This window comes from Exiguobacterium profundum (assembly GCF_042652865.1).
Classification (GTDB): Bacteria; Bacillota; Bacilli; order Exiguobacteriales; family Exiguobacteriaceae; genus Exiguobacterium; species Exiguobacterium profundum.
The window spans coordinates 94,145-119,392 of sequence record NZ_JBHSHG010000007.1 but is presented as its reverse complement, the minus strand read 5'-3'; the positions used below and the strand labels follow the sequence as shown (position 1 = coordinate 119,392).

The 25,248-nt window shown below is 49.5% G+C and carries 30 protein-coding genes, 2 tRNA genes and 1 rRNA gene; 25 read left to right on the top strand and 8 right to left on the bottom strand.

The genetic code is table 11. The features are described from left to right. Positions 1-73: 73 nt before the first annotated feature. The 4 genes from rrf to ACFO4U_RS14605 all read left to right on the top strand — a co-directional run bounded on the left by rrf (position 74) and on the right by ACFO4U_RS14605 (position 3,016). A 5S ribosomal RNA gene (rrf, locus tag ACFO4U_RS14620) occupies positions 74-190 on the top strand. Between the two features lie 99 nt (positions 191-289). Continuing rightward, the gene (locus tag ACFO4U_RS14615; RefSeq protein ID WP_215244428.1) at positions 290-1,132 is read left to right on the top strand and encodes a GNAT family N-acetyltransferase; all 843 of its coding nucleotides are present in this window, start codon (positions 290-292) and stop codon (positions 1,130-1,132) included. Then, a complete protein-coding gene (locus tag ACFO4U_RS14610; protein WP_074034846.1) occupies positions 1,132-2,070 on the top strand; it encodes a coiled-coil domain-containing protein in 939 nt (312 codons plus the stop codon). The genes ACFO4U_RS14615 and ACFO4U_RS14610 overlap by 1 nt, the downstream gene beginning before the upstream one ends. A 304-nt stretch (positions 2,071-2,374) precedes the next feature. Beyond that, positions 2,375-3,016: a uridine kinase family protein gene (locus tag ACFO4U_RS14605; RefSeq protein ID WP_074034841.1), complete on the top strand. Its 642-nt coding sequence runs from the start codon at positions 2,375-2,377 to the stop codon at positions 3,014-3,016. Positions 3,017-3,518: 502 nt separating this feature from the next. On the opposite strand, the gene ACFO4U_RS14600 is transcribed toward ACFO4U_RS14605, so the two are convergent. After that, positions 3,519-4,301 carry a sporulation protein gene (locus tag ACFO4U_RS14600; RefSeq protein WP_215244427.1) on the bottom strand — a complete coding sequence of 261 codons (783 nt, stop codon included), beginning with the start codon at positions 4,299-4,301 and terminating at the stop codon, positions 3,519-3,521. Positions 4,302-4,440: 139 nt separating this feature from the next. Here ACFO4U_RS14600 and ACFO4U_RS14595 point away from each other — a divergent pair. From ACFO4U_RS14595 to ACFO4U_RS14565, 7 genes are all read left to right on the top strand, one after another. Further along, positions 4,441-4,517, top strand: a tRNA-Met gene (locus ACFO4U_RS14595). 25 nt (positions 4,518-4,542) lie between these two features. Beyond that, a tRNA-Met gene (locus tag ACFO4U_RS14590) sits at positions 4,543-4,619 on the top strand. A gap of 103 nt (positions 4,620-4,722) precedes the next feature. Then, complete coding sequence (gene tsaE / locus ACFO4U_RS14585) at positions 4,723-5,172, top strand: tRNA (adenosine(37)-N6)-threonylcarbamoyltransferase complex ATPase subunit type 1 TsaE (RefSeq protein WP_015880566.1); 450 nt, start codon at positions 4,723-4,725, stop codon at positions 5,170-5,172. After that, positions 5,169-5,825: a tRNA (adenosine(37)-N6)-threonylcarbamoyltransferase complex dimerization subunit type 1 TsaB gene (tsaB, locus tag ACFO4U_RS14580; protein ID WP_074034836.1), complete on the top strand. Its 657-nt coding sequence runs from the start codon at positions 5,169-5,171 to the stop codon at positions 5,823-5,825. Before tsaE ends, tsaB begins: the two co-directional genes overlap by 4 nt. Next, on the top strand, positions 5,818-6,279 hold the full coding sequence (gene rimI / locus ACFO4U_RS14575) for a ribosomal protein S18-alanine N-acetyltransferase (RefSeq protein ID WP_074034834.1): 462 nt from the start codon (positions 5,818-5,820) through the stop codon (positions 6,277-6,279). Before tsaB ends, rimI begins: the two co-directional genes overlap by 8 nt. After that, a complete protein-coding gene (tsaD, locus tag ACFO4U_RS14570) occupies positions 6,276-7,298 on the top strand; it encodes a tRNA (adenosine(37)-N6)-threonylcarbamoyltransferase complex transferase subunit TsaD (RefSeq protein ID WP_074034832.1) in 1,023 nt (340 codons plus the stop codon). The genes rimI and tsaD overlap by 4 nt, the downstream gene beginning before the upstream one ends. Positions 7,299-7,312: 14 nt before the next feature. Then, positions 7,313-7,879: a hypothetical protein gene (locus ACFO4U_RS14565; protein ID WP_214738303.1), complete on the top strand. Its 567-nt coding sequence runs from the start codon at positions 7,313-7,315 to the stop codon at positions 7,877-7,879. 9 nt (positions 7,880-7,888) lie between these two features. Here the strand turns inward: ACFO4U_RS14565 and ACFO4U_RS14560 are convergent, their stop codons facing one another. From ACFO4U_RS14560 to ACFO4U_RS14550, 3 genes are all read right to left on the bottom strand, one after another. Next, positions 7,889-8,362, bottom strand: coding sequence for a flavodoxin (locus ACFO4U_RS14560; protein WP_215244426.1), 474 nt, complete (start codon positions 8,360-8,362; stop codon positions 7,889-7,891). 104 nt (positions 8,363-8,466) lie between these two features. Beyond that, complete coding sequence (locus ACFO4U_RS14555) at positions 8,467-8,874, bottom strand: hypothetical protein (RefSeq protein ID WP_215244425.1); 408 nt, start codon at positions 8,872-8,874, stop codon at positions 8,467-8,469. Then, entirely contained in the window at positions 8,871-10,772 is a 1,902-nt protein-coding gene (locus ACFO4U_RS14550) for an ABC-F family ATP-binding cassette domain-containing protein (RefSeq protein ID WP_215244424.1), read from the bottom strand. The genes ACFO4U_RS14555 and ACFO4U_RS14550 overlap by 4 nt, the downstream gene beginning before the upstream one ends. Before the next feature lie 150 nt (positions 10,773-10,922). On the opposite strand from ACFO4U_RS14550, the gene ACFO4U_RS14545 reads away from it, so the two are divergent. From ACFO4U_RS14545 to ACFO4U_RS14515, 7 genes are all read left to right on the top strand, one after another. Then, positions 10,923-11,579 carry a redox-sensing transcriptional repressor Rex gene (locus ACFO4U_RS14545; RefSeq protein ID WP_015880579.1) on the top strand — a complete coding sequence of 219 codons (657 nt, stop codon included), beginning with the start codon at positions 10,923-10,925 and terminating at the stop codon, positions 11,577-11,579. Beyond that, a complete protein-coding gene (gene tatA, locus ACFO4U_RS14540) occupies positions 11,579-11,797 on the top strand; it encodes a twin-arginine translocase TatA/TatE family subunit (protein ID WP_034770678.1) in 219 nt (72 codons plus the stop codon). The genes ACFO4U_RS14545 and tatA overlap by 1 nt, the downstream gene beginning before the upstream one ends. A 3-nt stretch (positions 11,798-11,800) precedes the next feature. Beyond that, the gene (gene tatC, locus ACFO4U_RS14535) at positions 11,801-12,589 is read left to right on the top strand and encodes a twin-arginine translocase subunit TatC (protein WP_031424497.1); all 789 of its coding nucleotides are present in this window, start codon (positions 11,801-11,803) and stop codon (positions 12,587-12,589) included. 145 nt (positions 12,590-12,734) lie between these two features. Further along, positions 12,735-15,383, top strand: coding sequence for a hypothetical protein (locus tag ACFO4U_RS14530; protein ID WP_215244423.1), 2,649 nt, complete (start codon positions 12,735-12,737; stop codon positions 15,381-15,383). A gap of 105 nt (positions 15,384-15,488) precedes the next feature. Beyond that, the gene (locus tag ACFO4U_RS14525; protein ID WP_214691574.1) at positions 15,489-15,767 is read left to right on the top strand and encodes a hypothetical protein; all 279 of its coding nucleotides are present in this window, start codon (positions 15,489-15,491) and stop codon (positions 15,765-15,767) included. A gap of 5 nt (positions 15,768-15,772) precedes the next feature. Beyond that, positions 15,773-16,063 (top strand): hypothetical protein, encoded by a 291-nt coding sequence (locus ACFO4U_RS14520; RefSeq protein ID WP_215244422.1) that lies wholly within the window; start codon positions 15,773-15,775, stop codon positions 16,061-16,063. A gap of 171 nt (positions 16,064-16,234) precedes the next feature. Continuing rightward, a complete protein-coding gene (locus ACFO4U_RS14515) occupies positions 16,235-17,581 on the top strand; it encodes an FAD-dependent oxidoreductase (RefSeq protein WP_031424506.1) in 1,347 nt (448 codons plus the stop codon). A 34-nt stretch (positions 17,582-17,615) separates the two neighbouring features. Here ACFO4U_RS14515 and ACFO4U_RS14510 read toward each other — a convergent pair whose 3' ends face one another. Both ACFO4U_RS14510 and ACFO4U_RS14505 read right to left on the bottom strand, forming a co-directional pair. Further along, positions 17,616-17,798: a PspC domain-containing protein gene (locus ACFO4U_RS14510; protein ID WP_031424507.1), complete on the bottom strand. Its 183-nt coding sequence runs from the start codon at positions 17,796-17,798 to the stop codon at positions 17,616-17,618. Positions 17,799-17,882: 84 nt separating this feature from the next. Next, on the bottom strand, positions 17,883-18,815 hold the full coding sequence (locus tag ACFO4U_RS14505; protein ID WP_074034815.1) for an ABC transporter substrate-binding protein: 933 nt from the start codon (positions 18,813-18,815) through the stop codon (positions 17,883-17,885). 121 nt (positions 18,816-18,936) lie between these two features. On the opposite strand from ACFO4U_RS14505, the gene ACFO4U_RS14500 reads away from it, so the two are divergent. From ACFO4U_RS14500 to ACFO4U_RS14480, 5 genes are all read left to right on the top strand, one after another. Further along, on the top strand, positions 18,937-19,917 hold the full coding sequence (locus ACFO4U_RS14500) for a FecCD family ABC transporter permease (RefSeq protein ID WP_215244421.1): 981 nt from the start codon (positions 18,937-18,939) through the stop codon (positions 19,915-19,917). Continuing rightward, complete coding sequence (locus ACFO4U_RS14495) at positions 19,914-20,960, top strand: FecCD family ABC transporter permease (RefSeq protein WP_031424511.1); 1,047 nt, start codon at positions 19,914-19,916, stop codon at positions 20,958-20,960. Before ACFO4U_RS14500 ends, ACFO4U_RS14495 begins: the two co-directional genes overlap by 4 nt. After that, positions 20,957-21,763 carry an ABC transporter ATP-binding protein gene (locus tag ACFO4U_RS14490; RefSeq protein WP_215244420.1) on the top strand — a complete coding sequence of 269 codons (807 nt, stop codon included), beginning with the start codon at positions 20,957-20,959 and terminating at the stop codon, positions 21,761-21,763. Before ACFO4U_RS14495 ends, ACFO4U_RS14490 begins: the two co-directional genes overlap by 4 nt. A gap of 94 nt (positions 21,764-21,857) precedes the next feature. Further along, complete coding sequence (locus ACFO4U_RS14485) at positions 21,858-22,331, top strand: hypothetical protein (RefSeq protein ID WP_015880592.1); 474 nt, start codon at positions 21,858-21,860, stop codon at positions 22,329-22,331. 3 nt (positions 22,332-22,334) lie between these two features. Continuing rightward, the gene (locus ACFO4U_RS14480) at positions 22,335-22,913 is read left to right on the top strand and encodes an NADPH-dependent F420 reductase (protein ID WP_214691569.1); all 579 of its coding nucleotides are present in this window, start codon (positions 22,335-22,337) and stop codon (positions 22,911-22,913) included. A 39-nt stretch (positions 22,914-22,952) separates the two neighbouring features. Here ACFO4U_RS14480 and ACFO4U_RS14475 read toward each other — a convergent pair whose 3' ends face one another. Continuing rightward, on the bottom strand, positions 22,953-23,288 hold the full coding sequence (locus tag ACFO4U_RS14475) for a TM2 domain-containing protein (RefSeq protein ID WP_074032574.1): 336 nt from the start codon (positions 23,286-23,288) through the stop codon (positions 22,953-22,955). 105 nt (positions 23,289-23,393) lie between these two features. On the opposite strand from ACFO4U_RS14475, the gene ACFO4U_RS14470 reads away from it, so the two are divergent. Both ACFO4U_RS14470 and ACFO4U_RS14465 read left to right on the top strand, forming a co-directional pair. Continuing rightward, the gene (locus tag ACFO4U_RS14470) at positions 23,394-23,552 is read left to right on the top strand and encodes a hypothetical protein (RefSeq protein ID WP_015880595.1); all 159 of its coding nucleotides are present in this window, start codon (positions 23,394-23,396) and stop codon (positions 23,550-23,552) included. Next, a complete protein-coding gene (locus ACFO4U_RS14465; RefSeq protein ID WP_215244419.1) occupies positions 23,549-23,938 on the top strand; it encodes a hypothetical protein in 390 nt (129 codons plus the stop codon). Before ACFO4U_RS14470 ends, ACFO4U_RS14465 begins: the two co-directional genes overlap by 4 nt. 35 nt (positions 23,939-23,973) lie before the next feature. On the opposite strand, the gene ACFO4U_RS14460 is transcribed toward ACFO4U_RS14465, so the two are convergent. Beyond that, positions 23,974-25,209, bottom strand: a complete 1,236-nt coding sequence (locus ACFO4U_RS14460) for an MDR family MFS transporter (protein WP_215244418.1) — start codon at positions 25,207-25,209, stop codon at positions 23,974-23,976. Positions 25,210-25,248: the final 39 nt, after the last annotated feature.

Sequence of the window (25,248 nt, the reverse complement as noted above, 5' to 3'; positions counted from 1 at the left end):
GGTCGAGGCTTTGATCTAGTCTAATGGTTTGTGTTGATGAATCCTCAGTTTTCAGGGAACAAGCCCTGTAAAGTCTGGTGGCGATAGCGAGACGGCCACACCCGTTCCCATGCCGAACACGGAAGTTAAGCGTCTCAGCGCCGAAAGTAGTTGGGGGATCTCCCCCTGTGAGGATAGGACGTTGCCAGGCAACAACGCAGGACGACCGAGCATACGCTCGGTCGTTTTTTGTTTCTTTGAAACTTTATCCCTTCTTTTTCGTACTAAGTATGAGAAAGAGGGGATTGTTTTGTATATTCGATTAGCCACTTTAAAAGATGTTTCAGGGATTACGAAAGTTTCAACTGCAAGTTTTCAACAAGAAGCACTTTCTTTGCAATTGTCTGAGAGAGATTTGAATGTCGAACCGCCGGGATACGATCTCGAGGCGATGACACAATATATGATTGAAGAGTTAACATGCTATGTCATTGAACAGGACAATCACATCGTTGGGGCGATTGTCTTAACGCTCACTGGTAATGACTATGCACGAATTGATCGTGTTTTTGTGCACCCTGATAGGCAAGGGCAAGGAATCGGTAAAGCGTTGATTCAATACGTAGAAGCTCAATCTCCGCATGTACGGATTTGGGAGTTGGAAACATCGACACATCAAACAAGAAATATTCGTTTTTATAAACAATTAGGATTTCAAGTCGTATATGAGTCAGAAGATGAGGTATGTTTCGTCAAACGAACAAAAGCAAAACCGAGTACGCATTGCTTTGAAGAACAGTCATGTGAAGGTTGGCAAGCGTATGGGGTAAACGCGAGCTTTTTGGCGGTCACAAATAGTAATGTCTCGTCACTTGCTGCGAGCAACTGTAATTTCAGTCAAAGCCTTTTTCGGAACATCAATTTCCGGAATAGTACGTTCAGTGATTTAAATTTGACAGGCTCGCGATTCAATTTTGTGACGATGCAAGAGAATGGACGTACTGTTCAAATGCATCATTCGAATCTGAGAGGTGCTACATTTAATCAATGTGACCTGACGAATGTCACGTTGACAGGATGTGATGTCGAAGGCATGACGATAAATGGTATTCCAATCGACACTTTAATCAGTACAAAGAGAGGGGAAACATAATGGGAAATTTTCAGCAGACCCAATTAGACTTACAACAGCGTATCGCCGAGCGTGATCGACTTGTTCGTAAGCAAGAGATACTAAACAAACAGTTGAACGAGCATGAGGCGGTGCGGAAGGCACTACTCAACACATTCACGAAAGAACAACGTGATGTGTATGACCTTGAAGAATTCTCGCTCGTCAACACATGGCGAAAGTTACGAGGCACGTTTGATGAACAACGGACAATCGAAATGGAAGAGGCTGCTCGCGCTGAACTGAAATTACGAGAACACGAGGCGATGATTGACGAATTGACGCTCGAACATCGAGAATTACAAGAACAGCTCGAGGTTTATGAGGGCATCGACGCTGAGTGGGAGACCTTCTTAGAAACAAAAGAATCCCATCTTGCGAAAGATCCAGCTATTCGCCGAGACCTACACCATCTCACGAATCAACAAGCCGAAACGAATGAACTTCTTATCGAGTATCGGGAAGCCATCGTTGCCGGTAAGGCGGCGCGATCAACGATTGCAAAAACACTCAAACATCTAGATAGTGCGAAGGGGTGGTCGACGTATGATACGTTCTTCGGGGGTGGCTTGATTGCCACAGCAATGAAACATGAGGCGCTAGATGCTTCCGAGCAGACGATGCACGAATTACAATCTGCGTTAGAGCGTTTCTCCCGTGAATTAGCGGACGTGCAAGGTATTGTTCAGGAGTTGCATGTCGATCGAGGTTCACTCATTCAGTTCGCAGATTACTTTTTGGATGATATTTTTTCAGAATGGACGATGCATGGACGAATCAATGATTCCTTAGATCAAGTGAACGGACTGGATAAGGAAATCAGTCAGCTGATTGCTCGTATGACGAGACAAGTGGAAACGTTAGAACAGAAGCTTGACGAGACTGAAGAAAAAAGAAGACAGCTCATCCTGACACGATGAGCTGTCTGTCATTATATTTATAGTAAGGGTTCTTTTGCTTAGTTCAAGGAAAGTGAAGAGAAAATGAGTAAAACGATGGTATTTCTTATTAGAGGGATGGCAGTCACCGGGGCGCTATTGATTTTATCGATTCCATTTTTCTTTAGTTCTCCCATATCGACCACTCTGATCATTGTCAGTTCGATTTCGTTGATTGCCTTTGTGATGTTTACTGTTTCAGCAATCAGGCTTCGAAAACGGATAGAGGATGAATGACGTGTATTTGTTTTTCTGAAACAACAAAATTACCAAAAGGGAGAGAATCATGGAACAACTGATTGAGGGTATCGTACAAAGCGTGAGACCGGATCAACGAACGCTGATTGCTATCTCCGGACACGGGGCAGCCGGAAAATCGACGTTGGCAGAAAAATTACGGGAACGACTCGGTGATATAAACCTGCTTCACACAGACCCGTATATTACAGATTCACAGTTGCGGAAACAAACGATCCTCACGTATCAACACGATGGAACGACCCATCAGTATAAGATGACGGCGTGTCATCCGGCCGCACATCATCTGCTCTCACTCGAGCGAGATGTCCGTATGATTCGGGAAGGAATTGGGTTTTATACGATTGATGTCCCCTATCTAGAGCGGACATGGATTGATCCGGAGAAGCCGATCACGATTATTGAAGGGATGAGTGTCGCATTCCTGGATCTTTCATCTTTTGATCAATCGATTTATCTCTACACAGACGGGGAGACTGAGTTCAAGCGACGTTCGCATCGTGATATTCAGGAACGGGGTATGGAGCTGGACTACTTACACGCTTCACATGTAGAGCGACGTCTGCAATATGAATTGTTCATGCATCCGTATCGCCACCACTTTCAAACTATCGTCAATACGAGTAAGGATGGAATTCAAATTGAAAAAACCGCTCACGAGGAGCGGTGACTGAGTAGCGTATCTTCAACGCCAAAGTGATTTGACGCTCTCGAACTCGTCGGCACATTTTTCAATCGATTTGAATCAAAACTCTTCAACGAATGGATAAGGACGTTCCCCTGAGTTATCGATTCCAAGATATGTACTTTACACTTCAGAATTAGAAGAAATGAGCACGGTAAAATTATTAAAGAAGGGAGTACGTCACTTTGGAAAAACCTTTATTGTGGATTATAGTGTGTGTAACCCTCGTCTTTTTATTGATGGCAACGCAACTATTACTGCCCGTTACTTTTCAAGAATTTTTTTCGATTTCACTAGTATCGATTGTTATAGGATCAGTCATAGGTGTGATTGCTTCGATTTTGCATCACTATATTATGACTAGAAAAGAAAAAACTAGCTAAAAACATAGTAAAAAGCTCCGAATAAGAGAATGGAAAAGAATCTTATTCGAAGCTTTTTGATTCATTAAGGAATGCTATATATCATCTTAAAAAGTACTCACCGCTCACGAGGAGTGGTGACTGCGTAGCGTATCTTGAATGCCGAGACCGAGCTGTTCTTGTTCGCGCTCTAGCTGTTCCCACGTGAGAGAACGATGACGCAATTCGACGTCGGTCGCCATCGATTCGAGCGTTCGCTGTTTCTCGATGTTGTCGAGCCAATAGTAGAGGTCGATCCCGTCTTCATGCAAGCGCCAAAACGATTTGACGACCTCGAACTCATCGGCCCATTCTCCGACCGGCTTGAATCCATACTTTTCAACGAATGGATACGGACGTTCTTCCCCGAGCGGATCGATCACGTTTCGGACGAACATCGGCTCAAGCCCGGCGTGAGCGGTCGCATCGAGTAATCGCTTCAGTTCAGGCATCGGTTCGATTTCAATGTGTTCAAACACGTCAAACCAAACTCGTTTGATGTCCTTGTCCCACAATGTAGCTTCTATACTATACGGGGCGCCGGCAGAGGAGGGGGCGTACATCGTCAACTCGAATGAAAACGGAACGTCCTCTTTCGCTCCGGGTTCTAGTACAAGCGATAGTGGAATCGGGACTTCTTGAATATCAGCTTCTCGATTGAACTCGTTTCCTTCCATGGTGATGTCTTTGAACGTCGTCAAGAAGGTCAGGGTGAGTTCCTGTAATCGAACGACATTCGTTGTCGGGTTGGAGACGTGCAACGTACCCGTCACGGTCTGCTTCGGAATGAGTGCTGCCGGGTCAAACGTGATCTCGGCTTCAATCTCCGAAAAGAACCATTTCTTGAATCGATTTCCCCATTTGGACATGGCGGTCGCGCCCCTTTTCTCTAATAGTCTATGCTGTTATATCTGTTCCCGATTCCATTTTTGAAAAAACATTAAGAAAATGGTTGCTTTTTATAACTGTCTCGCTTATTATAGAGGATGTCGAAACAATTCAAACCATCGCGGGGTGGAGCAGTCTGGTAGCTCGTCGGGCTCATAACCCGAAGGTCGTCGGTTCAAATCCGGCCCCCGCAACCAATTTTTATTTAATTTCATATGTCGTCGCGGGGTGGAGCAGTCTGGTAGCTCGTCGGGCTCATAACCCGAAGGTCGTTGGTTCAAATCCAGCCCCCGCAACCAATTTTTAAATGAGATAGCGAAACGATAGCGTTTCGTGTTTTTTTTTGCTTAAAATGAAGTGTACAATGAGTACGTATGAGAAGCGATAAAAGGAGAACCATTCATGTATACATTGATTACGCATTCTGCGGCGGAGACGCAGGCGGTGGCAGAACGTTTGGCCACACTCGTCGAAGCAGGGACGGTCATCACGTTAAACGGTGACCTCGGTGCCGGCAAGACGACGTTCACACAAGGGTTCGCAAAAGGACTCGGTGTCACGCGGAACGTCAACAGTCCGACCTTCACCATTATGAAACAATACAAAGGGCGATTACCGCTCTATCATATGGATGTCTATCGTCTCGAGGATACGGGGGATGACATCGGTCTTGAGGAATATATCAACGGTGATGGTGTCGCCATCGTCGAGTGGTCGAACTTGATCGAGTCCTCGCTCCCGGAAGAACGCTTGGCCATCACGATTGAACGGGTCGGCGACGAAGAACGTAAACTGACACTTGCTCCGACGGGTGAGCGTTACGTTCAAATCGCCAAGGAGGTGCTCGCATGAAGCAATTGATGATTGATACAGCGACGACACGTTTGTCAGTCGCGTTAAGTGAGGCTGGAGAGATTCAAGCCGAAGCGACGGTAATGGTCTCAAAAAACCATGCGGTCACACTCATGCCGATGATTGAACAGCTCATGGCAGCGGTCAAGTGGACACCGAACATGCTCGAACGCATCGTTGTCACGACAGGACCCGGGTCGTACACGGGAATTCGGATTGGAGTGACGACAGCGAAGACACTCGCCTATACGCTCAATCTTCCACTCATCGGTGTATCTGCCCTTCAGCTCATGGCAGCGGCCCCGAATACCGATTTGCCGGTCGTTTCATTGATTGACGCGCGCCGTGGCAACGCGTATATCGGATATTATCAACACAACAAAGCACTCACACATGATCAGCACGCCTCCGTCTCAGATTGGTTGCGACTGAATAGTCAAGGGCGCTTCCTTGTCGTCGGAGACGTGGAACCGTTCCGTGACGTGTTAAGTGAATATGACTATATCGAAGCACCGGCTGCCCATCGATATGGGCGTGCGAGTGATTTGGTCGTCTTCAGCGATGAGACGAGCGATGTTCACTCGTTTGAACCGGAGTATTTGCGACTCGCCGAGGCGGAAGCGAAATGGTTAGAGGGACAAAACAATGGCTGACGTGAAAATTCGTCGGATGACGTGGCTTGATGTCGAGGAAGTGACGAAAGTCGAAGAAGCGTCGTTCGCCATCCCGTGGACAAAAGAGGCGTTCATGAATGAGATGCTTCGAAATGAACAGGCCATTTACTTTGTCGCGGTCCATGACAAACGGGTCGTCGGGTTTGTCGGCGTTTGGACAATCGTCGATGAAGGACATATCACAAACATTGCCGTCTTACCTGAGTTTCGTGGACAGGGCATCGGCAATCAATTGTTAGCGGAACTTGTCGCGTTCGCCAAGTCAAAAGGACTCGTCGGATTGACGTTAGAAGTCCGCGTGTCGAACGTTGGCGCGCAAAAACTATATGAACAGTTCGGTTTTATGCAAGCCGGTCGGAGAAGACGCTACTATCAGGATAATAATGAAGACGCCTATATTTATTGGGCGAAGTTAGGAAGTGAGTCAGAATGAACACATCACTGATTCTCTCGATCGAGTCGAGCTGTGACGAGACGTCTGTTGCGCTCGTCAAAGACGGAAAGACGTTATTGTCGAACGTCGTCTCTTCTCAAATCGAGAGTCATAAACGATTTGGTGGCGTCGTGCCTGAAGTGGCGTCTCGTCATCATGTGGAACGCATCACGTACGTGATTGACGATGCATTGAGTGAAGCCGGCGTGACGATGGAAGACGTCGATGCGGTCGCGGTCACACAAGGACCGGGTCTCGTCGGTGCCCTTCTCGTTGGGATCAGTGCGGCCAAGGCGTTGGCATTCGCCCATCAAAAACCGCTCATCGGTGTCCACCATATCGCCGGACACATTTACGCGAACGAACTTGTCGAAGAGATGCAGTTTCCGCTCGTCTGTCTCGTCGTTTCAGGGGGACATACAGAACTCGTCTATATGCCAGAACATGGTGTCTTCGAAGTCATCGGGGAGACACGTGACGACGCGGCAGGTGAGGCGTACGATAAGGTTGCGCGCACGCTCAGTCTCCCATATCCGGGAGGTCCTGCGATTGACCGCCTGGCAGCGGTCGGGGAAGACACGTACAACTTCCCACGCGTTCGTCTCGAACCGGGTAGCTTTGATTTCAGTTTCAGTGGCTTGAAGTCATCGGTCATCAACGCCGTACACAATGCGGAACAACGTGGAGAGACGGTCATCCCTGAAAACTTGGCGGCGAGCTTCCAGGCGAGTGTCGTCGAAGTGCTCGTCGAGAAAGCGATTCGTGCCGTGAAGGAAAAAGGGGCGAAGCAATTGCTTGTCGCGGGTGGTGTCGCGGCGAACCGTGGCCTCCGCACAGCGCTTCAAGAAGCTGCTACAGCTGAAGGAATTCAACTCGTCATTCCACCGCTTGACCTGTGTGGGGACAATGCGGGCATGATCGGGGTGGCGGCACATCACGCGTATGTGCGCGGTAAGCGCGATACACTAGCGATGAACGCGGTTCCTGGGTTATCCTTAGAAGAGAGCATGACAGTCTAGGGGGAAATAGAGACATGACGAAACGCATCATCATCGGAGGGCTCATCGTACTACTCGTCGTTGCGACGTTCTTACAAGTACGTGAGATTATCCGCGCTTACAATATCGCCTATCAAGAGGAGATTGTTCCAGAAGAGACACGAGTGAAGTCACTCACTGGAGAAGAGTCATTAGAAGGTATCGGTCGCGTGACCGGAGAGAATACGCTCATCGAGTCACTTTATGGCTACACAAGTGTCGTCGACCAAGAGCCGGAGCGTGTGATCGTCGTCGATCGCAATCTCGGGGTACAGCCAAAAGCGAGCGACGCTTATTATGAAATCGAGCGGGGTCGCGAGGCAACGGAAGAAGAAGCGGCAAAGTTTGATGATTTGATCGAGGAACTCGATGAACAGCAACTGTTCGCACAAGTCATTTCGACGCATGAAGCACGCTATGTGACGAATGGCGAAAAGCCGATGACGTTCTATAAAGTGTTCACACGTGACGTCGACACGAACGAGGCTGTCTTCTTTATCGCTGAAGACGGGACGAAGCTCGACTTCCATACAATCGGATTCCAACCACTGCGTTACTTCTAACAAAAAGGTTCAGCCACGAGGCTGAACCTTTTTGAGTGCTTCAAGTTGTTGAAGGAATGTATGGGCGAACGCGAGACATGCTTCCTTTTTTTCATCCGTATCCGGGTCGAATTCAATCTTGAGCGCAGGAACAAGAATGTTCGCACCGGCAGTTTGAAAGGCTTGCTCGACGGTATCGACGGCTGCACAATATTTGGGATAGTCCGTGTCCCCTGAACCGAAGGCGGCACACGGCAAACCGTTTAACATCGCCTCTTCCAAATCATATACGAAATCCTCGGCCTCATACGGAACATCTCCGTCTCCCCACGTATACGTACCGAGTATGACCCCATCGTATTCGGCGAATTGCTCGATACGTAAGGATTCCAAATCGTCAGATATCGATACATCGTGTCCTGCGTCCTGCCATGTATGTCGAATCAGATTCGCGATGTCTTCCGTATTGCCAGACATGCTCACGTACCCAATCAATAGTTTCATTGTCATCACCTCAACAACAGACTAATTGAAAATGATTATCAATGTCAATGATAACGTTGATTGTACAAACAAAACCACGCCTTCAAACAGAAGACGTGGTTTTGTTATGCTTTTGGTTGTCGATAATTCTCTCGATGCCACGTATTGATACGACTCACGATGAACACGAGAAGGGCGAGGATCCACATGAAGAGCGTCTCTTCATAGAAGTGGGCCCACACCGATCCAGGCGCATAGAACGTGTGAACGGTCACATCGACCGGCCAGACGACGACACGGATGAAGAGCGTGCTCATGAGCAGACCACTGAAGAGACTGAGTAGTATCCCTGGCCACGTCTGAATGATGAAGCCGATGACGACCGGTAAAAAGTAAAAGAGAATAGACGGGACGATGGTCGGCTCCCCGCGGATGAGTTCAGACACGAACTCGGTCCCGGTCGGCACGATGTAGGCGAGTCCCGTCAGGAACGCTTGAATGAACTCGATTCGCATGGCACGGGTACGCATCATGTATGGAGTTCCTCCCATTCCGCATAAAGTGCGGTAATCGATTCTTTCGCCGCGTCCGATTCGGTCGATAACTCCTGGGCACGGGCGAAGTCGTTGAAGACGTCCGGCTCACAAAGCAACTGTTCGATCTCATCAAGACGATTCTCATGTTGCTCAATCGCTTGCTCAATCTCTTCGATGCGCTGTTTGATGCGGCGCTCTTCCCGTTGCTGCTCTTTGTCAGCGCGCTGTTTTTTCACGACGACCTGCTTCGTCTCTTCACGGGCGAGTCGCGCCAGTTCCTCGAGTTCTTCTTTCTTCTCGACGTAGTACGAATAGTCTCCGAGATACTCGTCGATGCCGTTCGGTGTGATCTCTAGCACACGCGTCGCGAGTCGATCGATGAAGTAGCGGTCATGCGAGACGAAGAGAATCGTGCCCGGATAGTCGAGGAGGGCATTCTCCAAAATCATCTTCGAGTCGAGGTCCAAGTGGTTCGTCGGCTCGTCCAGGATGAGGAGGTTCGGTTGCTCGAGCTTCAGCTTGGCCAAGGTGAGTCGTGCCCGTTCGCCACCGGATAGTTCATGGACACGCTTCATGACGTCATCGCCACTGAAGAGGAACTGTCCGAGCAGACTCCGCACTTCTTGCTCGCGCATGAGCGGCCAGTCGTTCCAAATCTCATCGATGACACGGTTCGCGTCAGACAAGTTTTGTTGCTCCTGGTCGTAGTAGCCGATCTCGACGCCGGTCCCGTAACGGATCTCACCGGTGAGGGCGGCTTGTTGTTTCGTCAACACTTTGAGGAGAGTCGACTTCCCGACCCCGTTCGGACCGACGAGCGCGACGGATTCTCCGCGCTGTAGCTGGAAACGGAGATTTTGAGCGATTGCTTCCTCGTACCCGATGGCGAGGTCACTTGCGCTCAGCACATCGTTCCCGCTCTGACGTTTGATGGAGAACGAGAGAACGGCGCTACGTTCGTCACCATCCGGCGCATCGAGGCGATCGACTTTCTCGAGACGTTTCCGCACGCTTTGCGCTCGTTTCGTCGTCGTCGCCCGGGCGATGTTTCGCTGGATGAAGTCTTGCATCTTGGCAATCTCTTCTTGCTGCGACTCAAACTGCTTCTTCTCTTGCTCGTAGAGGGCGGCCTTCTGCTCGAGATACTTCGTATAGTTCCCGACGAAGCGGCGACTCCGGTGACGTGACAATTCATAGACGACCGAGACGACGCGGTCGAGGAAGTAGCGGTCGTGGGAGACGATGAGGACGGCACCTTTATAGCCGCTCAAGTACTTCTCTAGCCAGGCGAGCGTCTCGATGTCCAAATGGTTCGTCGGCTCGTCCAAGATGAGCAGGTCGGGACTTTGAAGGAGCATCTTCGCCAAGGCGAGACGTGTCCGTTGTCCCCCGGAGAGTGTGTCGATTCGACGCTCGAAGTCGTCCGGATAGAAGCGCATCCCGTGAAGGACCGAGCGGATGGTCGCTTCATATTGGTATCCGCCACGCTCTTTGAACGTATGTTGCTCTTCATCGTAAGAGGAGAGGAGGCGTTCGTACGCAGCGGCGTCATTTAGGATTCGTTCTGAGCCCATGTCAGCCTCCATGCGACGGAGCGTCTTCTCTTGCTCGATCAAGTCCGTGAAGACGGTGAGCATCTCATTCCAGATCGTCTCGTCGGATTCTAACCCTGAGTCTTGGGCGAGATAGCCGATCGTGACGTCTTTTGGCTTCATGATGTCCCCGAAGTCATAGTTGTATTCACCAGCGATGACTTTCAAAAGCGTCGACTTTCCGGCCCCGTTACGACCGACAAGGGCGACGCGTTCGCCTTCCTGGATTTCGAGTTTGACATTTTCTAAAATCGGCTCGACGCCGAAGGATTTGGATAAGTTGTTGACTTGCAGTAGGATCAAGTGAAAAAACCCCTTTCTCTCTATTTAGTATACTGTATTTTTCAGCGATTTTAGGTATATTCGTTGAGTGGTCATGTGAATTCGTTTACAATCAAGGTGTATGAAATTCAGATTCGTTTGTAACGTGTCGTAAAAAGGAGGCTCTTTCCGTTGAGTCAAAACGAACCAAAGATTCCACAAGCGACAGCCAAACGGTTGCCACTATACTATCGATTTATTCAAAGCCTGCATGCTTCAGGGAAACAACGTGTCTCTTCAGCAGAACTGAGTGAGGCGGTCAAGGTCGATTCGGCTACGATTCGCCGTGATTTCTCGTACTTCGGTGCGCTCGGTAAAAAGGGATATGGCTATAACGTGCAGTATCTGTTAGACTTTTTCCGAAAGACACTGAATCAAGACGAGATTACGAATGTCGCCTTGGTCGGAGTCGGTCACCTTGGGACGGCATTCGTCAACTATAACTTCCTTAAAAACAATAACACACATATCGTCGTCGGGTTCGACGCAGACGAGACAAAAGTCGGCACGACGATGTCAGGCGTCCCAATTCATCACGTCGATGAGATGGAACAAATCATGAAGCAAAACAAGATCGACGTCGCTATTTTGACAGTACCTTCTGCTTATGCGCAGTCCGTCGCAGACGACTTGGTGCGTTTCGGCATCAAGGGCATCTTGAACTTCACACCGGCACGACTCACTGTACCGGATACGGTTCGCGTCCATCATATCGATTTGTCGATTGAGCTGCAGTCACTCATTTACTTTATGCAACACTATCCAACCGCTGAGGGGGTCCATCAATAATGGAATTACTAGCATCATCACTCGTCGTCGGGATTCCGGGTGGGGCGAGTCTATTCATCATCGCCATCATCGCGCTTATCATCTTCGGACCGAAGAAATTGCCGGAGTTTGGTCGCGCGGCCGGACAAACGCTTCGTGAGTTCAAAAATGCAACGAACGGCATGATGAACGAGCACGACGAGAACGACAAGAAAGCTATCGAAAAGAAAGAGCAGTAAGCCATGAATCATCAACCTGATCAAGAGCGGGAACTCACCGATCACTTGACAGAGCTGCGGAGACGACTGATGCTATCTGCATTTGTCGTCTTTGCCTTCTTTTTGATGGCTTTGCCGAGTGTCAAATATGTACTCGCGTATTTGCAAAAAGACCTCGTCGAACGCGGGCTCGAACTGAACGCCTTTGGGGTCGCGGACCCGCTCATGATTTACTTGAACTTGGCGCTCATCATCGGCCTGATTGCGGCGAGCCCATTCCTACTGTATCAAGTGTGGGCGTTTGTCGCACCCGGTCTGCATCCGAATGAGCGGAAAGGCACGCTTGCCTATATCCCGATCATCTTCGGACTGTTCTTGATTGGCCTTGCGTTCGCCTACTACTGGTTGTTCCCGCTCGTCCTCGATATCTCGACGGACCTCGGGCAAGACCTCGGACTCGAACAAATCATCGGGGCCAACAATTACTTCACGTTCTTGTTGCAGCTGACAATTCCGTTCGGTCTATTGTTCCAACTACCGGTCGTCATGATGTTCTTGACCCGAATCGGTGTCGTGACCCCGTACTTCTTATCAAAGATTCGAAAGTACGCATACTTCGCCCTATTCGTGATCGCGGCGTTCATCACACCGCCGGATTTGACGTCGCACCTCATGGTGTCGTTACCACTCTTCTTCCTATATGAAATCAGTTTATCGATTTCACGTATCACCTACAAAGGGGTGCTGCGCCGGGAAAAAGAGGCGATGGTGCAAGAACAGATGGATTTAATGAAACAGATGAATGAAAAGTGAGCACTGCGTCAAATTATGACGCGGTGCTTTTTTTGAATATTAGGGCTATGCATTTTTGAGAAAACATCTTAAAATTAGAAGGAATTCAACAAAAATGGATGTTTTTTGAAAACTTATGTATACATAAACAGAAATGAGGAAGCAGATGAACAAGTGGTTATGGAGTACGCTCGTCGTACTCATATTGTTGATTGGACCAAAAATGGATGCCCTTGCAGAAGGAGCGGCAAAACCGGACGTTTTGCCAACGGGAAGTGTTGTATCAAACAGTGAATATGTATGGCGGTCGGGCGACCCAGAGACGATTGTGCATATGCGCACAGGAGAAGTGTATACACTTCCCGTCCGCGTGTCGGTTGAACATAATATCGTTGGACTCGGAGACGGTCGCGTCATTTTAGATGCATATGGCGAGGTCCTCATTTGGGATCCGATTACCGATGCGATGACGTCATTCCCGAACGATTCGAGTAGTGGTCTCGATTATCTTCATGCTGTGAATCAGGATTTAGAAATGATTCTTTGGAAAGGACATACGACGTATTCTGTCACTTCATTGACGGGTGAGATTCTCGGAACGTTTAATACGGAAAGTATATACGAATCGTACAACCTTCTTGCTGACGGCACGGTCCTAGTCTTCGCAAACGGTGAAATCACGAAACGAGCCATCACGGGAGAAACGCTTGAAACGCTTGGAACATATACGGACAAGGTACGATCTGCCCAATATATCGAAGAAGCGAATCAATTAGTGGTCAAGATGTCCACCGACTCACATCTCCGGATTTTTGATTTGACCACGAAACGTTGGATTGAAAAAGAGGCGGAATCTGTCACGAATCTCCTGTGGAAAGACGGGATTTACTACTTCACGATGCGGAAAGTGTTTGATACGTATTACGTGAGTTACAATGTTGCCACTGGAGAATGGAAAGAATCATCGGTGGATGACACGTTTGTCAATCTAAGAGGAGATTGGTATGTGCTATCCCATGATGTGACGGCAGGGTATACGCCGGAGTCATTTTGGAAAGCGCCACGACAACTGTTGATCGATGTACCGAAAACGACGACACGATATGAAGTGAACCAATCCTATCAAGTGAACGGAACCGCTAAACTGATTGATGGAACATCCATTCCTGTCAGTGGGACAGAATTGTCGGCAAAGTATCGATATTCTGAGAAGAAACCGTTTGTCTGGGAACAAGGTAAGTTGACGATGAACACGAATGGCGGATATTCTTTTGAATTTGGATGGAACGGGTTAGAACGAACAGAAGACTTTGCAGCATCTAACTATGTTCCGCTCACACTCGATCCGCCAACAGGTGTTTTAGGGCCCATCACAGGAACAACGGCACCGAACACCCCAGTATTCGTCAGTGTGACGAAAAGCACCTCTCAGTACACTGACTCACTAGATTCATTGGTCAACTATCAGTCGAAAACGGTTCAGTCAGACGAAACGGGACGCTTCACTTGGCAACCGACGCGCTGGTTCGCACCAGGATCGCGTGTGACCGTAAAAATCGGAAGCCCATCAAGTGTATATGCCGATCCAATTGAATTGGTGACGGTAAAAGAAAGTGAAGATACTTCACCGAACGACATCAAGCTTGTAACGAACTCTGTAAAATCAGGCGTGACATTACAGACCACGCCACAGGCTACTGTTGACATCGTTGCCCGTAGCGAACGCGGTTATGAAGCCTGGAGTGAGCAAGTAAATGAGGATGGGATGCTCCAAATCAAATCGTTTTCTCACATGTGGTTTGGTGTTGGGACAAAAATATACTATAAGTTACAGGAGGCACCTGCCTCACAGTTCCGTCTTGCGGAAGTGAAGGCGACGTATGATGCACCTACCTTCACTTGGACGCGGACACCATTGATGTACGATAAATCGATTGATGTAACGTCTAGCACAAATGAAGCATATGAAGTTTATCGGAATGACATCCTTGTGACAAAGACGAGTTCGATGCCTTATACGTTCGATACGCCATTACGCGAAGGCGATGTGATTCGTGTCAAACGCACGTATCGCGATGCCACTTACGAATTGACGAAGACGGTTCGCGCGTTCACACCTGTTTTGAGTGTCACGGACGTCATGATGACGAAGACACAGGCGACACTCTCGATTAAAAAGACAAGTGTGGCCCCGGTTCGTTTTTACGTAAATGGTGTGGCCGTTTCACCAAAACGGTTATCAACGACACGGTACACCATCCCGGCGAAACCGGGTGACACGATTCGTGTCCGTGCCTCTGTCGGGTCAAAATCCCGTGAAGTCATAGTGGAATTGCCGAAGACCTCGCTGTCTACGCTATCCATCAACGACGAAAAGTCGTTATGGGTCGGGTATGTACTACCGAACAGTACGGTGACACTAAAGAGCGGTACGAAGACAATTGCCAGCGGAACGGCAAGCAGTACAGGCCGTGTGACGCTACGATTCAGTCGACAACCGGTTGGAAGTGTCGTGACGTTGACGAGTCAGCAAGGGACGTATCGTCACATTCAGAAAAAGACCGTGACGGTCGGACCGGCTCCGACATTGTCATCGACCATTCCTTCAAGTGCGTCAAAGACATTGCGTGCGACGTCAAACGTGGCTTACGGTACACTCACGCTGATGCGTGGGACGACCGTTCTCGCAGAGAAAGAAGTAAAAACGACTTCGACGATTCTCAGTTTTTCACCGCAACGAAAAGGGACGCAGCTCACGCTTCGTCTCGTGACACCGAAAGGTCGAAGCGTAACGAAAACCTTCACCGTTCGATGAGTACTCGGACCATTCGCATGAGCGGATGGTCTTTTTGCTTTCAACATACCTGTGAGCCCTTCACTCATGTTAATATGGGAAAAAGAGGGATTTGAGGTGTGGGTCATGTGGTGGCAATGGTACGGTTCTGAGACGATCATGATGTTGATCTTTGCAGGGATATCCATAGGGATTGGAAGACATCTGTTCCTGTCAAAAACGGATAAGGTTCTCACGATTTCGTTTGTGAGTATGGTCATTGGTTTTTGTATGATGCTCGTCGGAGTGGGATACATAAGAGGATTTGATGGAATGGGGTGGTTCGTATACGGTTTGCTCCTATACGGTGGAAGTCTCCTTGTCTACTTGACGTTCACTATTTTTCGTTTGAAACAGGAGGAGTAAAGAGAATGAGTGATTTGACCTTTTTGATGTTGTTGTTTCTTGGATTGACACTAGGGATAGTGCTATCCATCTATCACGTGATGCGGCAGAAAAGAAGACGGTCCGTGTTACTCCTGATCGGTACATTCCTAGTTGTAAGTGGCTATGTACTTGTGATTGGCAATCTGGCATTTGGATACGGATGGGGAGCATTGTGGTGGGCGGTCGTTGGGCTCGCTATGAACGTCTTCGGTTTGATCGTGCATCTATTTGTAATAATCTATCATCTATTGAAAAAGCGGCGAGTCCGGTCATGAGAATGAGCGGATTTTTTCTGTTCAAACTTTAGACACTTTTACGTGAAATAGTGAGCAAAGTCATTGAATCTTATATTGTGAAATAGTACACTAAGGTCAAGAAGTAAATGTGATGTTTATCACAATATAAAACGAAACGTATTGTTTAACATAAAAGGAGAGACGACTCATATGAAAATCGCAGTCATCGGATGTACACACGCAGGAACAGCAGCAGTCAAAGGATTACTCGCCAAGCACGACAATCTCGATATCACCGTTTACGAGCGGAACGATAACGTTAGCTTCCTCTCGTGTGGGATTGCGCTCCACGTTGGTGGTGTCGTCCAACGTGCGGAAGAGTTATTCTACTCGTCACCACGTGAACTTGAAGAACTCGGTGCGACGATGCGCATGAAACATGACGTCTTGTCGATCGACTCCGAAGCGAAGACGGTCCACGCTAAAAATCTTGAGACCGGTGAAGACGTGCATGACACGTATGACCGCTTGATCGTCACGACGGGTTCATGGCCGATCGTCCCGACGCTCCCGGGGATCGAAATGAATGGAATCGAGCTCTGTAAAAACTACGCGCACGCCCAACGCATCATCGAGCGGGCGACAGACGCGACGAAGATTGCCGTCATCGGGGCGGGTTATATCGGAGTCGAGCTCGTCGAAGCGTTCGAAGCATACGGAAAACATGTCACGTTTATCGATAGTGCCGACCGCATCTTGAACAAGTATCTCGACAAGTCGTTCACGGATCAATTGGAAGCGGATATGACAAGTCGCGGAATCGACCTCGAACTCGGTCAGACGGTCGAGGCATTCCGTGGAACGAGCGGAAATGTCACACATGTCGTAACAGACAAAGGTGAATTCGAAGCGGATCTCGTCATTCTCTGTGTCGGATTCCGTCCGAACACGGGACTCTTAGAAGGACAGGTCGATATGCTCGGGAATGGTGCCATCATCGTCGATGAATATATGCGTACGAGCAACCCGGATATCTTTGCGGCAGGGGACAGCTGTGCCGTCTACTACAACCCGGCGCGTACACACGCCTATATCCCACTGGCGACGAACGCTGTCCGCATGGGGACGCTCGTCGCGGAGAACATGATGCAACCACGCGTCCGTTACCAAGGGACACAAGGAACGTCAGGACTTCGACTCTATGACTGGAATATCGCGTCGTCTGGTTTGACGGAAGAAGCGGCAGCACTCTTCGGACTCGAAGTGGAGAGTGTCGTCATCGAGGACGCGTATCGTCCGGAGTTTATGCCGACCGCAGAGAAAGTCGAATTCAAACTCGTCTATGAAAAAGGGACACATCGTATTGTCGGTGGACAAGTGTTATCGAAAGCAGATTTGACGCAAGCGGTCAACACGCTCTCGCTAGCCATCCAAAACGAGATGACGATCGAAGAGCTCGCCTATGTCGACTTCTTCTTCCAACCACACTACAACAAGCCATGGCACTTCCTGAACAGCGGAGCGCTTGAAGCGATGAAAGACAAAGTGAATGCTTAACAAAAAACGCGGAAGCTCATGGCTTCTGCGTTTTTTATAGATAGCGTGGTTCATCTTTCATCAAATTGGCAAGAAGGATGTAGATGAGAAAGTTAGCCGGCAAAAAGACGAATAGTAGCCGAATACCGAGTGATGAGATATTGACGTATTCAGCGATCCCACCGCATACTCCGGCAATAGAGCGGTCCGTCGCCGACTTTCGAAGTGTACGTTGCATAGTAAAGCTCCTTATGAGTTGATATGTAAATTTTACCATATGAGTGTTGAAAAAGCGCACCAATTCAATTGGCGCGCTTTTGATTTATTTTAGAATGTCGACGAGTTCATCGAGCACTTGGTTGGCAGACAAGACGCCACCAGACGTGTTCCAAATGTCATCACTGACTTCTGTCACTTCCCCTGCTTTGACAGCATCGAGGTCTTTCCACAACTGATTCGATTGCCATTCTTCGGCTGTCTTCGACCCGTCTGCTCCACCATATGTGAAGTAGACGATGTGGTCGCCCGCCATCTCTGGGATTCGTTCCATCGCGACTGGCTCAGCGAATTCCGCTTTATCTTGTGACGCTGGACGTTTGATGCCGACATCGTTAAGGATGACGCCGGAGAAGCTGTCATTGAAGTAGATGCGTGACTCGCCAGGAAGGAAGCGGACGACCGAGAGTTCTTTATTCACGGCGTCTCCGAGTTCTGCTTTCGTATCTTCGACGTGCTGTTCGTAGTCGGCCAACGCTTGATTGCCTTCCTCTTCTAGGTTGAGTGCGTTCGCATAAAGGGCGAAGTTTTCTTGCCAATCACCTTTCAAAGTCTCTGACATGACCGTCGGTGCGATTGCGTTCAATTTGTCGTAAATGTTCTCTTGACGAAGTTTCGTCCCAATGATGAGATCTGGCTTGAGTTTCGCGATGGCCTCTAAGTTGACTTCACTTTCTGTCCCGACTTCCGTGACGTCTGTCATCTCAGACTCGATGTGCGGGTACCACGGGTCACCGTTCCAAGATTTGACGGCTCCGACTGGTTTGACGCCGAGGGCGAGAAGGGCCTCTGTCCCTTCGTTCGTCAAGACGACGACGCGTTCCGGGTTTTCAGGTACGTCCGCCGTTCCCATCGCGTGCTCAATCGAGCGAGTCGCTGTTTCTGAACTTGTATCGTTCTCTGTATCGTCAGACCCGCCGCAAGCAGCGAGGACGACGGTTAAGCAAAGCGTAAGTAACGCGAGCATCCATTTTTTCATTACAATTCTCCTCTATGTAGGTGATTTTCCTTCCTGACTATAAGTGATAATGATTCTCACTGTCAACCCCTTTTTATGGAACGCAATATTTGCTATGGTAGGAAAGGAAAGAAGTGAGGACATGAAAAAACCTTGGATCAAATTACTTTTCTTGATCATCTGTTTACCTATTCTAAGTTATATCTCCTTGCGCGTCGGTGTGATTGCGGTCAGTCATGAAGATGTGATGACGTTCCAAGCGGACGGGGGATCTCAAGCGATGATTGCCTTAGCCGACAACCGTATCCCACGGACGGTCGTCGCGCTACTCGTCGGTAGTGTCCTAGGTCTCGCCGGGCTCATTTTTCAACTCGTGACCCGCAACCCGCTCGCATCTCCTGATATTTTGGCGGTAAACGCCGGAGCGAGTCTGGCCATCGTGCTCGTGACGCTTTTTGGGTTCAGTAGTATCGCCTCGTTCACGACAGCCTCGCTCATCGGAGCGTTTATTGCCGGCGTGATTGTCTATCTACTGAGTGCGAACGGAGGGAACGTCATGTATATGACGCTTGCCGGGGCGTCGCTTGCCGCTCTATTCAGTTCCTTCACCCAGTCGATCATCGCGTATGAGGAAGGCGCGCTCGATGAGGTGCTGTTCTGGCTGACCGGGTCGGTCGCCGGACGATCGCTCACGCTCGTCGAGACGTTGTTGCCATGGATGGCGGGGGCGGTCATTCTCGTTCTCTTGCTCAGTAAAGAGTTAGAGACGTTATCGCTCGGAGACCAGGTCGCCCGTTCACTCGGACAAAATGTCGGCATCATCAAGTTCGTCGCCGTGACGCTCGCCGTCGTGCTCTCCGCATTCGGGGTGGCACTTGCAGGACCAATCGCATTTGTCGGTCTGCTCGCTCCGCATTTGGCGAAATATCTGTTCGGGACGGCATTTTTCGCTCGTCTCGCCGGAAGTGCTCTCATCGGTAGCGTCCTATTGCTTGCGGCGGATATTCTGGGACGCGTTATCCTGTTCCCACGCGAAGTGACCGTTGGGGTCGTACTCGCCGTCATCGGTGGGGCATTCTTCATCTATCTCGTCAGTGTCAGACAAGGAGTCTTTAAATCATGAAAACATATCGCTTTCGAAAAGGTCCTGTCTCGTTCACGCTCCGAAAGCGTGAAATCGAGTTGGCGCTTCTACTTGTCGTCGGATTGCTCGTGTCGATTTATTTCGGGCTCGCCATCGGTGACACATTCCTCAGTCCCGCCTCACTCGCTGCCTTGTTCATTGGAGCAGGGGATGCATTCGAGCAACTCGTCGTCTTCGAGTTTCGGATGCCACGTGTGTTGATGGCAATCACCGCCGGCGCGAGTCTCGCTGTCAGTGGTCACTTGTTACAACTGACAATCAAAAACGAATTGGCATCCCCGGAGATTTTTGGGATTGTCGGTGGCGCAGGGGTTGCGACGGCCACGTTCTTCACGGTTTTCTCCGATGAGCGAACGAATCAGCTGTCAGTGCCGCTCGCCTATATCCCCATCGCTTCGTTCCTTGGGGCAATTGTTGTCGGGATGTTCCTCTTCTATTTGTTGAAACGTGGAGTCCCACCTGTCCGGCTTGCACTTGTCGGGATCGGAATCAGCATCTTCTCGCAAGGAATCGTTCAGTTCATGATGCTCGCCTCGAACGTCTACCGAAAGAACGATATCCAACAATGGCTCACCGGTACCGTCTACGCCGCGACGTGGAATCAATTGAAGATCATGATTCCGTTCGTCCTTCTCTTTTTACTGGCAGCCTTCTTGATTGAACGTCATGTTCGTCCGCTCCATATCAGTGAAGCGACAGCGACGAGCATCGGCGTACCGGTACGCGGGATTCAGCGTGGGACGTTGTTGCTTTCCTGTTTACTCGCCGGCATCGGTGTCGCCTTTGTCGGTGCAATCGGGTTTGTCGGGTTGATGGCACCTCATATCGCCCGACAAGGGTTGAAGCTCCCTTACATCTGGGCGACGCTACTTGTCGGGGCGACGATTGTCGTGTTGGCGGACGTACTCGCTCGGACGATTTTTTATCCGTATGAACTACGGACCGGCGTGATGACAGCCGTCATCGGAGCACCGTATTTCTTCTACTTACTTCGACGGATGATGAAAGGAAGCATGAGATGAACACATTTGATTTGAAACACGTAACCATCGGATATGAACAGAAGACGGTGCTCGAACAATTATCGTTCTCCATCCCACATGGGAAAATCACCGTCCTTCTCGGCGCGAACGGCTGCGGGAAGTCGACGCTCCTCTCGACGCTTGCGAGACAGCGAGATGCACTAGGCGGGGAGATCGCATTTCGGAACAAACCGCTCGATTCGTATCGAGCGAAAGAGGCGGCTCGACTTATGGCATTCATGCCACAAGTGAACGTGGCACCGGATGGACTGACCGTCGAACAGCTCGTAAGATTCGGGCGTTATCCGTACCAGACGTTCTTCAAACGATATTCGGAAGACGATGAACGGGCCGTCGAGCGGGCACTCGCCTTCACCGATACGGTATCGCTCCGTGACACGCTCGTCAGCAACCTTTCCGGAGGACAAAAGCAACGGGTATGGATCGCGTTGGCACTCGCTCAAGAGTCGGAGACGATTTTGCTCGATGAACCGACGACATACTTGGACATGTCGCACCAAATCGAGATTTTGGATTTGATGTACCGATTGAACCGATTGGAAGGAAAGACAATCATCATGGTACTTCACGACCTTCACTTGGCCTGTCGCTATGCCGATCATGTTATCGCATTAGCTGGCGGTAACGTGTATCGTGAAGGCAGTCCGAACGATGTCGTCGATGAGACGTTCATGAAAGATGTATTTGGTCTCAAAGTCGTGGTGACCGAGGATCCGCTATACGGGACACCGCTCTGTGTACCATATTCGCACTACGAGTTGAATGAAAAACGACCGACCTGAACCTAGTCTGCGGACTAGGTTTTTTTACGGAAAAGCAGGGAAAAAGAGTAGGGTAAGTGCGTGTCATGTTTTCTACCTAAAGGAGGAATTTTTCATGGCTAAAAAGGAAAAACAACCGTATCACATCGTCACGTTCACGTTCCCAGAAGAATCAATCTCGTATCAGGCGTTCAGTAAGCTGAAAAAGTACCATTCGGATGGGCTCGTCGGTTTTGAACAATTGGTCGTCATCAAGCGCGAAGAGAACGGGGCGTTCTCGTTCGAGGATGCGGCGCAGCTCGCACCGGTCAATAAGTCGACGAAAGGTGCGCTCATCGGGATGGCGGTTGGAATCCTCGGAGGTCCGTTCGGTATCCTGTTCGGGACACTAACAGGTGGTCTCATCGGCGGCACGAAAGACGTAAAACATTTACAAGGCATCCAAGACACGTTCAAACGGACGGTCGGTAACATCGAACCGGGTCAGACGGGTGTCATGGCCATCGGGGATGAATTCGATCCATCGATTTTAGACGGGCTTGCAGAAGAGTTCGGAGGGACAGTCACGCGGACAGACGAGGAGCTGTGAGACATGAAACTCGGGATCTTAGGTGCCGGGAAAGTGGGACGTACGCTCGGGGAGCAGTTCGAACGAGCAGGCTATGAGGTGCTGTACGGGACACGGACGGAGCGGGAAGGGACATTGACGCTACAAGAGGTCGCCTCGACAAGCGATGTCCTATTGCTCTGTACGCCGTTCGCGGCCGCAGTCGACCTGTTACCGACACTCGACGGACTGGATGGGAAAGTATTGATTGATGTGACGAATCCAATCGCCATCGAATTTAACGAAGTCGAGCGACCGGACGGGGTGTCGGGTGCGGAGTATTTGCAGCGACTCATTCCTGATACGAAAGTTGTGAAGGCGTTCAATCAGACAGGGGTCGAGAATTTAGGCGATCCGGATGGCTCCGTCATGTTCGTCGCGGGTGAAGATGAGGAAGCGGTGCGGCTTGTCGTCGAACTATCGAACAAGATCGGCTTCGATACGCATCCGCTCCATGGGCTGAAGCTTGCTCGTGAGTTGGAAGGGTTGGCGTGGCTCTGGATTCATAATGCGGTGAAAGAGAGAAAATCACGGGACTTCGCCTTCTACTTAACAGAAAATTAAAAGACGATCGGGGCGATATGCCTCAATCGTCTTTTTTGATTAAAAACCTGTATAGCGATCAGAGCGTGTTTGAAGCAGCTCAATCGTCTCGCGCTCAATCTGCTCGACTTCCCGTTGTTGCCAACCTGGCATGAGGAACGCATCGACGAGTGCCCAAATGCCTGTGATGAATGCACCGAGACCGAGCGTCAAGACGACGAGTAGGACCATGGCGATTCCTGAACCGATTTTTTTGAAATAGAAACGGTGCGCACCAAATGCACCGAGGAAAAACCAAAGCAAGTAGGCGACGAGCAAGCTACGTTTTCGTTTTTCGACTTCGCTGTTCACGAGTAACATTTCTTCTGTCGTCAAATCCATACGCGAATCATACATAGGACTCCAACTCCTTATCCATAATTGTTATAATGAGTTCGCACTCAAGTATATCGGAAAATGGATTTGTTTCCATGATTTCCTAAAAAGAAAAGAGGTTCTTTTATGCTTTTTCCGATTTTGACGTTCATCGTCGCCTTCGTTCACGTCGTTGGTGGGGCGATTGCCCTTTATCAATATCCACAATATAAGCGCATGGCCATCAGTGCCATCGTGCTCGGGTTCGTCTACGGTGGGTTGACCGTAGCTGTGATTGGATTATGACGAACAGACCACTGCGTTCGCGACTTCAAATGAAGAGCGGTTATCAATTAGGGACATACTTATTTTTAAGTCTCATCATTTTTGATTTACTCTTAGGCGACGTGCCGAGAATCTCGTTTGCGATGTATGCAGTTTTCTTTTACTTTTGGCAACGGGAGCGTGTAGAAAAAGAAGAGAAGGGGTTAGCCGAGAAGATGAAGCGGAAGTCGGATGAGTGGACGATCACATTCGTCGTCTTGCTTTGTTTGGTAGGCTATGTGGTCTCCCTTGGCCTACAATATCCTTCTGTTTCGTTGCTCGAACTGAGCATTTATGGCTTCTCGACAATCTTCTGCATCCGGGCGTTGACCTTGATCTATGCGATGCACCAACAACAGCTCGAATAAAACCCATCCCTTCGCTGAGAAAGGATGGGTTTTATTTAGGAAGCCGCTCGTCGTAAAACGAGCTTTTCTTTTACATAAATTCCGCTATAGACGAGGAAGCAACCGAAGCTGACCAACAGTCCGATGTAGACGCTCATCATGAACGGGGTGAGGAGCGACCCGATTAAAATCGTCGAGCGTGATAAGAAGTCGGCGCCGGCGAACGACGTTCCGGCAAACGCCGAGTACGCACCACGTCGGTCTTCTGGCATCATGTTCGCCTTCTCCGTATTCAATACGGGCGAGTACAACAATTCGCCGAACGTTGCGATGAGCATGAAACCGAGGAGGAGCATCATCGAGTTCGCGCTCGTGATGACGGCGTACCCGATCGTGTACAACGCGAGTCCGCCGAGTAGCGTATGCTTGTTTGAGAAACGTGAGGCGAGACGTTGAATGAAGAATGTCAACACGACGACGATGAGCGTGTTCTCGATTTGAATGAGACTCATCATCCGCACCCCGTTGATTGTCCATGATTCAATCGAGAGCGGTTCGAATGAATCGGCGAGCCGGACCGCGACATAACTGCCCATTGAGAACTCGGCAGCGAGGATACACATCGAGCCGAAGACGACTTTGACGAACGGGCGGTCACGCCAGGCGATTTGATAACTTTGGAACACGTCGACGAAGACGAGGCGAAGCTTTTGAGAGGTCCACGTCCGTTTCGTGTCCTCGAGGAAGATGGCGTACGCGATCGGCAACATGCTCGACGTGAACGTCAAAATCCAAAACAGTAACAGTTGGTTGCTGACATAGAGCCAGCCCCCGAGTGCCGTCCCGATCGTGATTGAGAGGTTGATCAACCAGTAATCGAGCGCATAAACGGCTTTTCGGTTCTCAGGTGTTGTCGCGTCGATGATGATGGCACTCATCGCAGGCCGCCCGAGGTTATTCGTGACCGTGAAAATCGTATAGGCGATCATAAAGACGATCATCTGGTCGAACTGAAGACTGAGCGTCATGACGAGAAACATCGATGCCGTGAGGCTGGCCGTCAACACGAGAAGTCGCTTTCTTGAAAACTTATCGGCGAGGTATCCCCCGATTAACCCGATCACGTATCCGAGACAGACGAGCGAGATCAAGAAGACTCCCGCTATCCATTCGTTGAACGCTTTGACAAAGAGAAGTGCCATGAACGGCATGATGGCGAATGAGACCGAACGGTTAAAAAATGATGTCACGAGTCGAACTTTTATTGGTTTAGGTATATCTTTCCATTTCATCTTGTCACCTTCCATTCTGTACCTGTATGATAAACAAGA

Bases quoted from the DNA above. Each gene is read 5' to 3' on its own strand.
- ACFO4U_RS14610 (WP_074034846.1), top strand. From the start codon at position 1,132: ATGGGAAATTTTCAGCAGACCCAATTAGACTTACAACAGCGTATCGCC.
- ACFO4U_RS14605 (WP_074034841.1), top strand. From the start codon at position 2,375: ATGGAACAACTGATTGAGGGTATCGTACAAAGCGTGAGACCGGATCAA.
- ACFO4U_RS14600 (WP_215244427.1), bottom strand. From the start codon at position 4,301: ATGTCCAAATGGGGAAATCGATTCAAGAAATGGTTCTTTTCGGAGATT.
- tsaE (WP_015880566.1), top strand. From the start codon at position 4,723: ATGTATACATTGATTACGCATTCTGCGGCGGAGACGCAGGCGGTGGCA.
- tsaB (WP_074034836.1), top strand. From the start codon at position 5,169: ATGAAGCAATTGATGATTGATACAGCGACGACACGTTTGTCAGTCGCG.
- rimI (WP_074034834.1), top strand. From the start codon at position 5,818: ATGGCTGACGTGAAAATTCGTCGGATGACGTGGCTTGATGTCGAGGAA.
- tsaD (WP_074034832.1), top strand. From the start codon at position 6,276: ATGAACACATCACTGATTCTCTCGATCGAGTCGAGCTGTGACGAGACG.
- ACFO4U_RS14565 (WP_214738303.1), top strand. From the start codon at position 7,313: ATGACGAAACGCATCATCATCGGAGGGCTCATCGTACTACTCGTCGTT.
- ACFO4U_RS14560 (WP_215244426.1), bottom strand. From the start codon at position 8,362: ATGAAACTATTGATTGGGTACGTGAGCATGTCTGGCAATACGGAAGAC.
- ACFO4U_RS14555 (WP_215244425.1), bottom strand. From the start codon at position 8,874: ATGATGCGTACCCGTGCCATGCGAATCGAGTTCATTCAAGCGTTCCTG.
- tatA (WP_034770678.1), top strand. From the start codon at position 11,579: ATGGAATTACTAGCATCATCACTCGTCGTCGGGATTCCGGGTGGGGCG.
- tatC (WP_031424497.1), top strand. From the start codon at position 11,801: ATGAATCATCAACCTGATCAAGAGCGGGAACTCACCGATCACTTGACA.
- ACFO4U_RS14530 (WP_215244423.1), top strand. From the start codon at position 12,735: ATGAACAAGTGGTTATGGAGTACGCTCGTCGTACTCATATTGTTGATT.
- ACFO4U_RS14525 (WP_214691574.1), top strand. From the start codon at position 15,489: ATGTGGTGGCAATGGTACGGTTCTGAGACGATCATGATGTTGATCTTT.
- ACFO4U_RS14520 (WP_215244422.1), top strand. From the start codon at position 15,773: ATGAGTGATTTGACCTTTTTGATGTTGTTGTTTCTTGGATTGACACTA.
- ACFO4U_RS14515 (WP_031424506.1), top strand. From the start codon at position 16,235: ATGAAAATCGCAGTCATCGGATGTACACACGCAGGAACAGCAGCAGTC.
- ACFO4U_RS14510 (WP_031424507.1), bottom strand. From the start codon at position 17,798: ATGCAACGTACACTTCGAAAGTCGGCGACGGACCGCTCTATTGCCGGA.
- ACFO4U_RS14505 (WP_074034815.1), bottom strand. From the start codon at position 18,815: ATGAAAAAATGGATGCTCGCGTTACTTACGCTTTGCTTAACCGTCGTC.
- ACFO4U_RS14500 (WP_215244421.1), top strand. From the start codon at position 18,937: ATGAAAAAACCTTGGATCAAATTACTTTTCTTGATCATCTGTTTACCT.
- ACFO4U_RS14495 (WP_031424511.1), top strand. From the start codon at position 19,914: ATGAAAACATATCGCTTTCGAAAAGGTCCTGTCTCGTTCACGCTCCGA.
- ACFO4U_RS14490 (WP_215244420.1), top strand. From the start codon at position 20,957: ATGAACACATTTGATTTGAAACACGTAACCATCGGATATGAACAGAAG.
- ACFO4U_RS14485 (WP_015880592.1), top strand. From the start codon at position 21,858: ATGGCTAAAAAGGAAAAACAACCGTATCACATCGTCACGTTCACGTTC.
- ACFO4U_RS14480 (WP_214691569.1), top strand. From the start codon at position 22,335: ATGAAACTCGGGATCTTAGGTGCCGGGAAAGTGGGACGTACGCTCGGG.
- ACFO4U_RS14475 (WP_074032574.1), bottom strand. From the start codon at position 23,288: ATGTATGATTCGCGTATGGATTTGACGACAGAAGAAATGTTACTCGTG.
- ACFO4U_RS14470 (WP_015880595.1), top strand. From the start codon at position 23,394: ATGCTTTTTCCGATTTTGACGTTCATCGTCGCCTTCGTTCACGTCGTT.
- ACFO4U_RS14465 (WP_215244419.1), top strand. From the start codon at position 23,549: ATGACGAACAGACCACTGCGTTCGCGACTTCAAATGAAGAGCGGTTAT.
- ACFO4U_RS14460 (WP_215244418.1), bottom strand. From the start codon at position 25,209: ATGAAATGGAAAGATATACCTAAACCAATAAAAGTTCGACTCGTGACA.